Source organism: Mesorhizobium sp. LNJC394B00 (genome assembly GCF_000502555.1).
Taxonomy (GTDB): domain Bacteria; phylum Pseudomonadota; class Alphaproteobacteria; order Rhizobiales; family Rhizobiaceae; genus Mesorhizobium.
Genome location: NZ_AYWH01000001.1, coordinates 330,277 through 343,789, shown reverse-complemented (window position 1 = coordinate 343,789; position 13,513 = coordinate 330,277). Strand labels below are relative to the sequence as shown.

The following is a 13,513-nucleotide window of genomic DNA, read 5'->3' as shown; positions in this document are numbered from 1 at the left end:
GTACCCCGTCTTACAGCTTCAGCTTGTCGATCATGTCCTGCGTGACCAGGCAGATGCCCTTTTCCGAAACCCGGAAACGCTTGGCGTCGAGAACAGGGTCTTCGCCAACCACCAGCCCTTCCGGTATCCTTACACCGTGGTCGATGACGACGCGCTTCAACTTTGCGTTCCGGCCGACATGAACGTCGGGCAGCATGACGACCTCTTCCAGCGTCGAATAGGAGTTGATGCGCGCGCCGGTGAAGATCAGGCTGCGCTTCAGCGAAGCACCCGAGACGATGCAATCGCCTGAGACCAGCGAGGAGACGGCCGAACCACGCCGGCCATCCTCGTCATGCACGAACTTTGCCGGCGGCTTCAATTCGGCATAGGTCCAGATCGGCCAGTCACGGTCGTAGAGGTCGAGTTCGGGGGTAATATCGGTCAGGTCGATATTGGCTTCCCAGTAGGCGTCGACCGTGCCGACATCGCGCCAGTAGGCCTCGTTCTCGGCAGTCGAGCGCACGCAGGATTTGGCGAAGCGATGCGCGATCGCCTTACCATGCTGGACGATGTAGGGGATGATGTCCTTGCCGAAGTCGCGGCTGGAGCCTGGCTCGGCCGCATCGCGGCGCAGCTGTTCCATCAGGAACTTGGTCTTGAAGACATAGATGCCCATCGAGGCCAGCGCGAATTCCGGCTTGTCGGGAATGCCGGGCGGGTCGGCGGGCTTTTCGACGAAGGCGATGATGTTGTCCTTGCCGTCGACATGCATGACACCGAAGCCGGTCGCTTCCAAGCGCGGCACTTCAAGGCAACCGACAGTGACATCGGCATTGGCATCGACGTGCTGGCGCAGCATCAGCTCGTAGTCCATCTTGTAGATGTGGTCGCCGGCCAGGATGACCATGTATTCGGGGCCATAGGCCTCGATGATGTCGATGTTCTGGTAGACGGCGTCGGCCGTGCCTTCATACCACTGCGTTTCCGAGACACGCTGGGAGGCCGGCAGGATGTCGAAGCTTTCGTTCCGCTCCGGCCGCAGGAAGTTCCAGCCGCGCTGCAGGTGGCGGATCAGCGAATGCGCCTTGTACTGGGTGGCGACACCGAGGCGGCGGATGCCGGAATTCAGCGCATTGGACAGCGCGAAATCGATGATGCGCGTCTTGCCGCCGAAATAGACAGCCGGCTTGGCGCGGCGGTCGGTCAATTCCTTGAGCCGGCTGCCGCGGCCGCCGGCCAGCACATAGGCCATGGCATCGCGCGCCAGCGGCTGGGTTCTCTTCAAGTCTGCCATCTTTACCCTCCCAAATTACCAGTCTGGAGCATCGCCCGGTCCGCAACGAGTCGACGGACCTAATCCGAAACGAGTTGACGGACCTAGTCCGCAACGAGTTCAAGCATGATCGTCGACAGCGGCGGCAAAAGCATCGTTGCCGAAATGCCTCCTCCTTCCGCCCTGGCTTCGACCACACCGCCATTGCCCTTGCCCGAACCACCGTAGTCCGAAGCGTCGGTGTTGATGATTTCGCGCCATTTGCCGACCTTGGGCAATGGCACGCGATAATTGTCGCGCGGCACTGGCGTGAAGTTGGAAATGACGGCGATCGGGTTGCCGCCGGGCGCGCTGCGCAGCCAGGCGAAGACCGAATTTTCCTTGTCGTCGACGATCAGCCAGGAGAAGCCGTCCGGCTCGCAGTCGCGTGCATGCAGCGCTGGGCGCGAGCGATAGAGATAGTTGAGGTCGCGCACCGTCTGCCAGACGCCGCGATGCGGGTGAAAGTCGAGCAGGTTCCAGTCGAGCGCGCGCGCCTCGCTCCACTCGCGGCGCTGGGCGAATTCCTGGCCCATGAACAACAGCTTCTTGCCGGGATACCCCCACATGAAGGCGTAAAAGGCGCGCAAAGTCGCGAACTTCTGCCAGTCGTCGCCGGCCATCTTGCCGAGCAGCGTGCCCTTGCCGTGCACGACCTCGTCATGGGACAGCGGCAGCACGAAATTCTCGGAGAAAGCGTAGGTCAATCCGAACGTCAGGTCGTTGTGGTGGTGCTTGCGGAAGATCGGCTCCTTGGCGAAATACTCCAGCGTGTCGTGCATGAAGCCCATGTTCCATTTGAAGCCGAAGCCCAGCCCGCCTTCATGCACCGGCGCCGAGACCTTCGGCCATGAGGTCGATTCCTCGGCGATGGTCATCACGCCGGGATGGTGGCCGTAGACCTCCTTGTTCATCTTCTGCAGGAAGGACACCGCTTCGAGGTTTTCGCGGCCGCCCTTCTCGTTGGGGATCCATTCGCCGGCCTTGCGCGAATAATCGAGGTAGAGCATCGAGGCCACCGCATCGACGCGCAAACCGTCGACATGGTATTTCTCGGCCCAGAACAGCGCGTTGTTGACGAGGAACGACACCACCTCGCGGCGGCCGAAATTATAGATCGCGGTGTTCCAGTCGGGATGAAAACCCTTGCGCGGATCGGCATGCTCGTAGAGTGCGGTGCCGTCGAAATTGGCGAGGCCATGCGCGTCGACCGGGAAATGCGCCGGCACCCAGTCGAGGATGACGCCGACGCCGGCGCGGTGCGCACCGTCGACGAAACGGGCGAAGCCGTCGGGGTCGCCGAAGCGCGCCGAGGGGGCATAAAGTCCGGTTGTCTGATAACCCCATGACGGGTCATAGGGATGTTCGGAGATCGGCAGGAACTCGATGTGGGTGAAGCCGGTCTCGACAGCATAGGGGATAAGCTGGTTGGCGAGTTCGTCCCATGACAGGAAGCTGCCATCATCGTGCTGCTGCCACGAACCGGCATGGACCTCGTAGATCGATATGGCTTCGCGCCGGGGATCGGCCTTTCGCCAGTAATTGCGATGCGCCTCGTCGCCCCATTCATGCGCCGGCGGCACCGCCGTCACTGAGGCTGTGGCCGGGCGCAATTCCGACTTGAAGGCGAACGGATCGGCCTTGAGCGGCAGGCGCACGCCGTCCGGGGCAATGATCTCGTATTTATAGGGGTGGCCGGCGCCGATATCGGGAATGAACAGCTCCCAGATGCCGGTGTCGCGGCGGTCGCGCATCGTATGACGGCGGCCGTCCCATTCGTTGAAGTCGCCGACCACGGAGACGCGCCTTGCATTGGGCGCCCAGACGGCGAAATGGACGCCCGACGCGCCTTCATGGTCGAGGAGATGGGCGCCGAGCTTGTCGAACAGCCTGAGGTGCGACCCTTGCGCGATATAGTAGTCGTCCATCGGGCCGAGCACCGGGCCGAAGGAATAGGGATCGGTCAGCCACCAGTCGCCGCCGGCATTTTTGGCGTGATAGCGCAGCGGCTGACGCTTCTTGATCGACAGTCTGCCTTCGAAGAAACCGGCGTCGTCGCGCCGCGTGAGTTCGCCGGCGTTCTTGCCGGTCAGCGTATAGGCGGTGACGAACTCGGCATTGGGGACGAAGCAGCGGGCAACCAGGCCCTTGTCGGCTTCATGCACACCCAGCACTGCGAAGGGATCACCATGCGTGCCTGCAACAATTGCGGCGACATCGCCGGCTGACGCCAGCCCGTCCGACCCGCTCGTCGTCGCGGTCGCGCGCGGTTTCTTCATCAGGCGGTGTCCCTCCCTGGGAACCAGTTCTTGTGCACAAGACCCGTTGCTCGTGGCCTCATGCAATCATATCAGGCGGGCACGTTCCAGATTTCTTTCGCATATTGGCGGATCGTGCGATCGGAAGAGAACCAGCCGACGCGGGCAACGTTGCGGATCGCACGCGCGTACCAGTCGGGGCTGTTGCGCCAGACGGCGTCGACATCGCGCTGGGCGGCGGCATAGGCGTCGAAATCCGCCGCCACCATGAACCAATCGCTGTTGTAGAGGCCGTCGACCAGCTCGCGGTAGCGATCCGGCTGGTCGGGCGAGAACACGCCCGACGATACTGCGGCAACAGCCTGCGCCAATTCAGGGGAGCCCTCGATCACGGCGCGCGGGTTGTAGCCATTGCTGCGCCGCTCGGCGACTTCCGCCGTGCTCAGGCCGAAGATGAAGATGTTGTCGTCGCCGACGCATTCCTTGATCTCGACATTGGCGCCGTCGAGCGTGCCGATGGTCAAGGCGCCGTTCAGCGCGAACTTCATGTTGCCGGTGCCCGACGCCTCCATGCCGGCAGTCGAAATCTGCTCGGACAGGTCGGCGGCCGGCATCATCACCTCGGCCAGGCTGACATTGTAGTTCGGCACGAACACCACTTTCAGCAGACCGCGCACCGACGGGTCGCTGTTGATGACCTTGGCGACGTCGTTGGCCAGTTTGATGATCAGCTTGGCATTGTGGTAGCTGGGCGCCGCTTTGCCACCAAAGAATTTCACACGTGGCATCCAGTCCTGCTCGGGATGCGAGCGGATCTGATCGTAGAGCGCGATCGCTTCCAGGATGTTGAGCAGCTGGCGCTTGTATTCGTGGATGCGCTTGACCTGGATGTCGAACAGCGCCGACGGGTCGAGCTTGATGCCGAGCCGGTCGGCGACCAGATTGGCGAGCTTGACCTTGTTGGAGCGCTTGACGGCGGCGAACTTGTCGCGGAAGGCGGCGTCACCGGCAAAGGCTTCGAGCCCCTTGATGGCGTCGATGTCGTCGAGGAAACGGTCCCCGATCGCCGCGCGGGTGAGCGCGGTGAGGCCTGGATTGCACTGGATCAGCCAGCGGCGTGGGGTGATGCCGTTGGTCTTGTTGTTGATGCGCTCGGGATAGAGCTTGTGGAGATCGGCAAACACCGTCTCCTTCATCAGTTCGGTGTGCAACGCCGACACGCCATTGATCGAGTGCGAGCCGACAAAGGCCAGGTTACCCATGCGCACGCGGCGGTCGCCATTTTCCTGGATCAGCGAGATGCGGCTGATCTGCTCATTGGAAAACTGGTTGGTGGCGCGGGCCTCAAGCAAAACCTGCGCATTGATGGCGTAGACGATCTGCATGTGGCGCGGCAAAAGCCGCTCGAACAGCGGCACCGGCCAGCTTTCCAGCGCCTCTGGCAGCAGCGTGTGGTTGGTGTAGCCGAAGGTGCGCTTGGTAATATCCCAGGCCTGGTCGAAATCCATGCCATGGACGTCCATCAGCAGGCGCATCAGCTCCGGCACGGCGATCGCCGGATGGGTGTCATTGAGATGGATCGCCGCCTTGTCGGGCAGCGAGGCGAGATCGCCATACTGGCTGAGATGGCGCTGGACGATGTCCTGCAGCGACGCGGTGGAGAAGAAATATTCCTGCCGCAGCCGCAGTTCCTGGCCGGCCTTGTGGGAATCGGCGGGGTAAAGCACGCGCGACAAGGCATCGGCCTTGTTGCTTTCGGCCAGCGCGCCGATGTGGTCGCCGGCGTTGAACTTGTCGAGCAGGATCGGATCGACCGGCATGCCGGACCAAAGCCGCAGCGTGTTGACGCGGTTGGCGCGCCAGCCAACCACCGGCGTGTCGTAGGCGACGGCCTGGACATGCTCGGTCGGCTTCCAGACGTGACGCTCGAGCCGGCCATCCTTGGAGGTGATCGATTCCACCGAGCCGCCGAAGCCGACCTCGAAGGCACGCTCCCGCCGCTCAAACTCCCAAGGGTTGCCGTGGTCGAGCCAGGTTTCGGGCAGTTCGACCTGCCAGCCATCATGGATCTCCTGGCGGAACATGCCGTTGGCGTAGCGAATGCCGTAGCCATGCGCGGGAATGTCGACGGTCGCCATGCTTTCCATGAAGCAGGCGGCGAGCCGGCCGAGACCGCCATTGCCGAGCGCCGCATCCGGTTCGAGCCCGGCGATGAGGTCGAGGTCGACGCCCAGCGACTTGAGCGCTTCTCGCATATTGTCCATCAGGCCTAGATTGGAGAAGGCATCGCGCATCAGCCGGCCGATGAGGAATTCGAGCGACAGGTAATAGACGCGCTTTTCCTGCTGGGCGTAGGCCTCCTGCGTCGCCTGCATCCAGTGATCGACGATGCGGTCGCGCACGACCTTGATCGAGGCTGTCAGCCAATCATATTGCGTGGCAACGGAGGTGCCTTTGCCGACCCGGTATTTGAGAGCCAGCAAGACTTCGTCGGCCAGCGTCTTGGGATCGGGTATTTCGAGATCGGGGGCTTTGGCTGTCATTGTTCGCGTCATACTGCCTCTCGTGATCGTGCTGCGATCATACCGGCTTTCGCTCTCAGTCCCAGCCTATCCTAGTGCATCGCAACATACGTTCAATCGATTTAGACCAGCATGCCGCCAGTTCCCCTGCGGCAATTTATCCGTCGAGCGGATCAGGCAGCGAGTGCAGCCTCCGGCGGAACCTTCGCTCCGGTCATGAAGGCGACGGCGTCGGACATGGTATATTGCTTGGGATCGATGACGCATAGGCGGCGGCCGAGCCGATGGATATGGATGCGGTCGGCAACCTCGAAGACATGCGGCATGTTGTGCGAGATCAGCACGATCGGCAGGCCTCGCTTCTTGACGTCGAGGATCAGTTCCAGCACGCGGCGGCTCTCCTTGACGCCGAGTGCCGCAGTCGGTTCGTCCATGATCACCACGCGGCTGCCGAAAGCGGCGGCGCGCGCCACCGCAACGCCCTGGCGCTGGCCGCCGGACAGCGTTTCCACCGCCTGGCTGATGTTCTGGATGGTCATCAGCCCAAGCTCGGTGAGTTTGTCGCGGGCGCGCTTTTCCATTGCGGGCCGGTCGAGCATACGAAGCCAGTCGCCGAGGAAGCCGGGTTTGCGGATCTCGCGGCCGAGGAACATGTTGTCGGCGATCGACAGGGCCGGCGACAAAGCCAGGTTTTGGTAGACCGTCTCGATGCCCGCCTCGCGCGCCTCCATGGGCGATTTAAAAGCGACAGCCTTGCCTTCAAGACGGATCTCGCCTTCGTCGGGCACGGCGGCGCCGGAAATCGCCTTGATCAGCGATGATTTGCCGGCGCCATTGTCTCCGATGACGGCCAGGATTTCGCCGGGGTAGAGGTCGAAGTCGGCATTGTCGAGGGCGGTGACACGGCCATAGCGCTTGATCAGGCCGCGCGCGGTGAGGATGGGTTCCACGGTCATGCCGAAACCTTTCTGATCCATTGGTCGATCGCCACGGCGCCGATGATCAGCACACCGGTGAGCAGCACCTTCCATTGCGGATCGGCGCCCAGCATGTTGAGGCCCATCGAGACGACGCCGACGATCATCGCGCCGAAAAGGGTGCCCAGAATTGAGCCGCGCCCGCCGAACAGTGAAATGCCGCCGATCACCGTCGCGGTTATCGCCTGCAGGTTGTAGTCGGTGACGGCGGCTGACGGCGAGATCGAGCCGTTGCGGCCGATGGAAACCCAGGCAGCGAAAGCGGCGATCAACCCGGCAAGGGTGTAGACCGTCATCAACACTTTCTTGGTCTGGATACCAGACAGCTTCGCCGCCTCCTGATCATCGCCAACGGCGTAGACATGGCGGCCCCAGGCGGTGTGATTGAGCACGTACCAGAGGATCAAAACGAGCACGACCGTGGCGATGACGCCCAGTGTCAGCACCGCCGTGCCGATCTTGAAACTCAGGGCAAAGAGATGCAGCAGCGGCGCCTGGGCGTCGACATCGGTATCGCGGATCGTCTCGTTGGCCGAATAGATGAAGTTCGTCGCCATGACGATGTTCCAGGTGCCGAGCGTGACGATGAACGGCGGCAGCTTCATGTAGGCGACCAGCAAACCGTTGAGCAGGCCGCAGGCTGCGCCGGCGGCAAGCCCGATGGGCACTGCGAGCACGGCCGGCATGCCGTAGCTGACCGCGCAATTGCCCATGATCACGGCTGAAATCACCATGATCACGCCGATCGACAGGTCGATGCCGGCGGTCAGGATGACCAGTGTCTGCGCGGCACCGAGGATGCCGACGATGGCGATCTGCTGCAGGATCAGCGTCAGCGTATAGGATGAGAAGAAACGCCCGCCAATGGCGATGCCGAAAATTACGATCGACAGGACCAGCACAATCAGCGGCACCGCCGCCGGCGTGGAGTGCAGGAAATGCTGGATGCGCTTGACGGCCGATTTGTGCTCGTCAAAGGCGGCAACGCTTGTGTCGCTGCTCGAGAGAACCTTCTCGAATTCCTGTGCTTGAGCCATGTTTCCTCCCCTGGGCTTCAGCTCCATGCCGAGACCCGCTCGCGCCTGTCCGGTCTGCTGCCGGGATTATTCGCGTGACGCATCGTCCACCCGAAGCGGCCGGGGATCAAGCCCCCGGCCGTCAGCTTGTCGCTGGCTGTCAGACAGCCATCAGCCCCAGCACTTGGCGAGGCCTTCCTTGGTGTCGATCGACTTCACGCCATTGGCCGGCTTGTCGGTGACGAGGTTGACGCCGGTGTCGAAGAAGTTCTTGCCTTCGGTCGGCTTCGGCTTGGCGCCGTCCTTGGCGAAGGCGGCGATCGCCTCGATGCCGAGTGCCGCCATCTGCAGCGGGTATTGCTGCGAGGTGGCGCCAATGACGCCTTCGGTCACCGACTTCACGCCGGGGCAGCCGCCATCGACCGAGACGATCAGCACCTGGCTTTCGAGACCGACCGCCTTGAGCGCCTGGTAGGCGCCGACAGCGGCGGGCTCGTTGATGGTGTGGATGACGGTGATGGAGTTGTCCTTCTGCAGAAGGTTTTCCATCGCCTTGCGGCCGCCTTCTTCATTGCCGTTGGTGACGTCGTGGCCGACGATGCGGGCATCGTCCTCATCGCCGATCTTGTTGGGATCCTTCACGTCGATGCCGAAGCCCATCATGAAGCCCTGGTCGCGCAGCACATCCACGGTCGGCTGTGAGGGGGTCAGGTCGAGGAAACCGATCTTGGCGTCCTTGGCCTTGTCGCCGAGGGTCGCGGCTGCCCAGGCGCCGATCAGCTTGCCGGCTTCCAGATTGTCCGTCGCGAAGGTCGCGTCGGCGGCATCGATCGGGTCCAGCGGGGTATCGAGCGCGATCACCAGCAGGCCGGCGTCACGCGCCTTCTTCACCGTCGGCACGATGCCCTTGGTGTCGGACGCGGTGATCAGGATGCCCTTGGCGCCGTCGGCGATGCAGCTTTCGATCGCCGCCACCTGGCTCTCGCTGTCGCCGTCGATCTTGCCGGCATAGGTCTTGAGGTCGACGCCAAGTTCCTTGGCCTTGGCGGTCGCGCCCTCCTTCATCTTGACGAAGAAGGGGTTGGTGTCGGTCTTGGTGATCAGGCAGGCGCCGACGCCGGCGGCCGATGCTGTCGAAGCAAACGCCATCAGGCCGAGGCCCGCCGCGGCGAACACGGTGGACTTCAATAATGCTTTGGTCACGATCTTCCTCCCATGGAACTATGCGGATGCCGCCAACCGGCATCTCGAGCGCATCCACTGAAGTTCTCCCAGTGTGGACGCGCCCTCAAATGACACCAGCGGGAGCCGCCTGTCAATAATTAAATCACTCTTATTTATTATTGACAGCTTTGCGCGGTTCACTCATTCTGCCGCAAAAGCAGTAAGAATAAACCAAGGGAAGGAACAAGGGTGGAGACCGGCATTGCGAGGCACGGTTCGCCCGAGGCGGCCGCCAGCCGTCTCCACCGTGGCACCAACCAGAGCGGCATGCGCGACCACAATGAGCGGCTGGTGCTGTCGTTGGTTCGCCAGCACGGCAGCTTGGCCAAATCAGACATTGCGCGCATGACCGGGCTTTCAGCGCAGACCGTCTCGGTCATCATGCGCGAACTGGAGGAAGACAGCCTGCTGCTGCGCCAGGCGCCGTTGCGCGGCAAGATCGGCCAGCCCTCCATCCCGATGGCGCTGAACCCCGAAGGCGCCTTCTTCATCGGCCTCAAGATCGGCCGCCGCAGCGCCGAACTGGTGCTGATCGATTTCCTCGGAACTGTGCGTTCCATGCTGCAGCACTCCTACCGCTATCCGGCGCCGCGCGAGACGGTGGAGTTCGTGACATCAGGCATGACGACGATGCGCGCCGAACTGACACCTGCGCAGGACAAGCGCATTGCCGGGCTCGGCATCGCCATGCCGTTCGAACTGTGGAACTGGGCCGACACCGCCGGCGCGCCACGCGACATCATGGACGAATGGCGCCATCGCGACATTCGCTCCGATATCCAGGCGCAATGCGAATTCCCGGTCTATCTGCAGAATGACGCGACGTCGGCCTGCGGCGCCGAACTGGTGTTCGGCCAGACCGGCGGCGCGCGCGACTTCGTCTATTTCTACATCGGCGCCTTTGCCGGCGGCGGCATCGTGCTCAATGGCCGGCTTTTTGGCGGACCGACAGGCAATGCCGGGGCGCTGGGTTCGATGCCGGTGCCGGGACCAGACGGCAAGCCGACGCAGCTCATCGACGTCGCCTCGATCGCCATGCTGGAAAAGGCGCTTAACGCACGCGGCATTGACGGCTCCTATCTCTGGACCTCGCCGCAGGAATGGGGCGAGATCGGCGCCGATCTGGACGACTGGATTGCCACCGCCTCGCAGGCGCTTGCCTACGCCATTGTCGCGGCGTCCTCGGTGATCGATTTCGAGGCCGCGGTGATCGATGGCTGGATGCCGCTCGCCGTACGCCGCCGGCTCGTCGATGCCGTCAGGCAGGCGATCGGCACCATTGACGGCGAAGGCCTGAAGCTTCCGGTGGTGCGCGAAGGCACCGTCGGCATCCATGCCCGGGCGCTGGGCGGCGCCAGCCTGCCGCTGTCCGAACGCTTCCTCATCGGTTCGAACACCATTTCCCGGAGCACCTGAATGCTGATCGGTATTCCGTCGCTGCTCGGTCCGGAGCTTCTGGCGACATTGCGCGCCATGGGCCATGGCGACGAGATCGCGCTTGTCGACGGCAACTATCCGGCGGAAGAACAGGCAAACAGGCTGATCCGCGCCGACGGTCTTCACCTCATACCGGTGCTTGACGCCATTTTGAGCGTGCTGCCGGTGGACGACTTCGTGCCGGAAGCGCTGTTTCGTGCCTCGGTAAAAGGCGATCCCTCGGTCGCCGATCCGGTCCACCATGAAATCGAAACGATCTGCACCAGGCGCGCGCCGGGCCGCAAGGTGGTTGCGCTGGCGGGCGCCGACTTCTATGCACGCGTCCGGTCGGCATATGCGATCGTCGGGACCAGCGAACCCCGGCTCTACGCCAACATCATCATCCGCAAGGGCGTGATCTATCCGCCGGAGAACAAGAAATCATGATCCTCTGCTGCGGCGAAGCCCTGATCGACATGCTGCCGCGCACCACGACACAGGGCGAGCCGGCCTTTGCGCCCTATGTCGGCGGCGCGGTGTTCAACACGGCGATCGCGCTTGGCCGCCTCGGCGCGCCCGCCGGCTTCTTTTCCGGCCTGTCGTCGGATCTGTTCGGCGGCCAGTTCCGCGAGGCGCTCGGCGCAAGCAAGGTCAGCTCCACCTATGCGCACACCTCCCCTCGCCCGACCACGCTCGCCTTCGTGCGGCTCACCAACGGCCAGGCGACCTACACTTTCTACGACGAAAACACCGCCGGGCGCATGCTGACGACAGAGGATCTGCCGAAACTGGGCGCCGAGATCGAAGCCATGCTGTTTGGCGCCATCAGCCTGATTTCGGACCCGGCGGGTGCTGCCTACGAAGAATTCATGAAACGCGAGCACGAACGCCGCGTCATGATGCTCGACCCCAACATCCGGCCGAACTTCATCCCCGACAAAGCCAAGCACCTCCGGCGCATCCGCTCGATGATGGCGATGGCCGACATCGTGAAGCTATCGGATGAGGATCTGCACTGGTTCGGCGAGGCCGGCTCGCATGAGGACGTCATCCGCAACTGGCTGGATCGCGGCCCGAAGCTGATCGTCGTTACCCACGGCAGCGAAGGTGCCGTCGGCTACAGCAGGGAACACAAGGTCACGGTGATGCCGCATAAGGTGGAGGTGGTCGACACGGTCGGCGCCGGCGACACTTTCAATGCCGGCATTCTGGCCTCGCTGCACGAGCAAGGCCTGCTCACCAAGGCCGGGATCGGCGGCCTTTCGGAGGACGCCATCCGTCAGGCGCTGGCGCTCGGCGCCAAAGCGGCGGCGGTGACCGTGTCGCGGGCCGGCGCCAACCCGCCCTGGCGGCACGAAATCGCCTGATCCACGCTTAGTCCGCCGCCAGCCGCTGCAAGCAGCCGATCACTTTATGTTTCCGCGAGCCGGAAAGACGGACTGATCAGCCGGATTAATAGGCGGCGAAGCCCGGATTTCCGGCATCTTGCGGCAATGCAGGGAAAGCCTGAAGTAACAGGCTGCGACACCTAGACAACCCGTCCCGCGGCCGGTCCGGCTTTCTAGACCGGCCCAACTCTGGTACCAGCGGCCCGGTTAAGTTGTTGTTTCTGTGCGTGTCATTGTCCCCGGGGCAGCCCGCACCACACCGTTTTGAGGCCGACATGCAGTTCATCGATCTTGGCGCGCAGCGCGAACGTATCCGCGACCGGCTGAAGGCCGCGATCGACAATGTCGTCGAGGAAGGCCGCTATATCCTCGGACCGCAAGTCACCGAATTCGAAAACAAGCTCGCAGCCTATATCGGCACCAAGCATGTCGTGGCCTGCGCCAACGGCACCGACGCGCTGCTGTTGCCGCTGTTTGCCGCCGGTATCAGCCCCGGCGACGCGGTGTTCGTGCCGAGCTTCACCTTTGCCGCGACGGCGGAAGTGGTGGCGCTTGCCAAGGCCGAACCAGTGTTCGTCGATGTCGAGGCCGAGACCTACAACATCGACATCGCCAGCCTCGAGGCGGCGATCGCCATGATCAAGAAGGAAGGCCGGCTGAAGCCGAAGGCGATCATTCCCGTCGACTTGTTTGGGCTTGCCGCCAACTACGAGGCGATCATGGCGATTGCCAGGCGCGAAGGGCTGCTGGTGATCGAGGATGCGGCGCAGTCGATCGGCGGTTCGGCCGACGGCACAATGTGCGGCGCCTTCGGCCATGTCGGCTCGACCAGCTTTTATCCGGCCAAGCCGCTGGGCTGCTACGGCGATGGCGGCGCGATGTTCACCAATGACGACGCGCTGGCCGACCAGCTGCGCTCGTTTGCGTTCCACGGTAAGGGCGGGACGCAGTATGACAATGTCCGCGTCGGCATCAATTCACGCCTCGACACCATCCAGGCGGCGATCCTGATCGAGAAACTCGCCATCCTCGAAGACGAGATGGTCGCCCGCCAGGTCGTGGCCAAGCGCTACGCCGAAGGTCTCGGCGACATCGTCAAGGCGTCACGCAATCTGGGCGGTGGCCGCTCGGCCTGGGCGCAATACGCCATCGAGACGCCGAAGCGCGACGGGTTGAGGGCGCATCTCGGCGAAAAGGGCATCCCTTCGGTGATCTATTATGTGAAGCCGCTGCACGAGCAGGTCGCCTATCGCGACTATCCGCGCACGCCGACCGGGCTTGCGGTTTCGGAGGAACTGCCGAAGCGCATCCTGTGCCTGCCGATGCATCCCTATCTCAGCGAAGCCGACCAGGACCGCATCATCGAGACGATCCGCAACTACATTGGCTCGAACTCGGCGCATGTAGCGGCGGCGTAA

10 protein-coding genes are annotated in these 13,513 nt (G+C 63.1%); 4 read left to right on the top strand and 6 right to left on the bottom strand.

Annotation, left to right across the window (positions count from 1 at the left end):
* Window positions 1-10 precede the first annotated feature (10 nt).
* From glgC to X751_RS161785, 6 genes are all read right to left on the bottom strand, one after another.
* Complete coding sequence (glgC, locus tag X751_RS161760) at window positions 11-1,276, bottom strand: glucose-1-phosphate adenylyltransferase (RefSeq protein WP_023715696.1); 1,266 nt, start codon at window positions 1,274-1,276, stop codon at window positions 11-13.
* 83 nt (window positions 1,277-1,359) lie between these two features.
* Entirely contained in the window at window positions 1,360-3,573 is a 2,214-nt protein-coding gene (gene glgB / locus X751_RS161765) for a 1,4-alpha-glucan branching protein GlgB (RefSeq protein WP_023743704.1), read from the bottom strand.
* A gap of 71 nt (window positions 3,574-3,644) precedes the next feature.
* Window positions 3,645-6,107 (bottom strand): glycogen/starch/alpha-glucan phosphorylase, encoded by a 2,463-nt coding sequence (locus tag X751_RS161770; RefSeq protein ID WP_023743703.1) that lies wholly within the window; start codon window positions 6,105-6,107, stop codon window positions 3,645-3,647.
* 140 nt (window positions 6,108-6,247) lie between these two features.
* Complete coding sequence (locus X751_RS161775) at window positions 6,248-7,030, bottom strand: ATP-binding cassette domain-containing protein (protein ID WP_023670726.1); 783 nt, start codon at window positions 7,028-7,030, stop codon at window positions 6,248-6,250.
* Window positions 7,027-8,088 (bottom strand): ABC transporter permease, encoded by a 1,062-nt coding sequence (locus tag X751_RS161780; RefSeq protein ID WP_023670725.1) that lies wholly within the window; start codon window positions 8,086-8,088, stop codon window positions 7,027-7,029. The genes X751_RS161775 and X751_RS161780 overlap by 4 nt, the downstream gene beginning before the upstream one ends.
* A 150-nt stretch (window positions 8,089-8,238) precedes the next feature.
* Window positions 8,239-9,255: a sugar ABC transporter substrate-binding protein gene (locus X751_RS161785; RefSeq protein WP_023670724.1), complete on the bottom strand. Its 1,017-nt coding sequence runs from the start codon at window positions 9,253-9,255 to the stop codon at window positions 8,239-8,241.
* 225 nt (window positions 9,256-9,480) lie between these two features.
* On the opposite strand from X751_RS161785, the gene X751_RS161790 reads away from it, so the two are divergent.
* From X751_RS161790 to X751_RS161805, 4 genes are all read left to right on the top strand, one after another.
* Window positions 9,481-10,707, top strand: coding sequence for an ROK family transcriptional regulator (locus tag X751_RS161790; protein WP_023743702.1), 1,227 nt, complete (start codon window positions 9,481-9,483; stop codon window positions 10,705-10,707).
* The gene (locus X751_RS161795) at window positions 10,708-11,154 is read left to right on the top strand and encodes an RbsD/FucU domain-containing protein (protein WP_023684581.1); all 447 of its coding nucleotides are present in this window, start codon (window positions 10,708-10,710) and stop codon (window positions 11,152-11,154) included. It begins immediately after the preceding gene.
* Window positions 11,151-12,074 carry a carbohydrate kinase gene (locus X751_RS161800; RefSeq protein ID WP_023684582.1) on the top strand — a complete coding sequence of 308 codons (924 nt, stop codon included), beginning with the start codon at window positions 11,151-11,153 and terminating at the stop codon, window positions 12,072-12,074. The genes X751_RS161795 and X751_RS161800 overlap by 4 nt, the downstream gene beginning before the upstream one ends.
* A 296-nt stretch (window positions 12,075-12,370) precedes the next feature.
* Entirely contained in the window at window positions 12,371-13,513 is a 1,143-nt protein-coding gene (locus X751_RS161805) for a DegT/DnrJ/EryC1/StrS aminotransferase family protein (protein WP_023743701.1), read from the top strand.

Coding starts and splice junctions, on each gene's coding strand:
- glgC (WP_023715696.1), bottom strand. CDS start 1,276: ATGGCAGACTTGAAGAGAACCCAGCCGCTGGCGCGCGATGCCATGGCC.
- glgB (WP_023743704.1), bottom strand. CDS start 3,573: ATGAAGAAACCGCGCGCGACCGCGACGACGAGCGGGTCGGACGGGCTG.
- X751_RS161770 (WP_023743703.1), bottom strand. CDS start 6,107: ATGACGCGAACAATGACAGCCAAAGCCCCCGATCTCGAAATACCCGAT.
- X751_RS161775 (WP_023670726.1), bottom strand. CDS start 7,030: ATGACCGTGGAACCCATCCTCACCGCGCGCGGCCTGATCAAGCGCTAT.
- X751_RS161780 (WP_023670725.1), bottom strand. CDS start 8,088: ATGGCTCAAGCACAGGAATTCGAGAAGGTTCTCTCGAGCAGCGACACA.
- X751_RS161795 (WP_023684581.1), top strand. CDS start 10,708: ATGCTGATCGGTATTCCGTCGCTGCTCGGTCCGGAGCTTCTGGCGACA.
- X751_RS161800 (WP_023684582.1), top strand. CDS start 11,151: ATGATCCTCTGCTGCGGCGAAGCCCTGATCGACATGCTGCCGCGCACC.
- X751_RS161805 (WP_023743701.1), top strand. CDS start 12,371: ATGCAGTTCATCGATCTTGGCGCGCAGCGCGAACGTATCCGCGACCGG.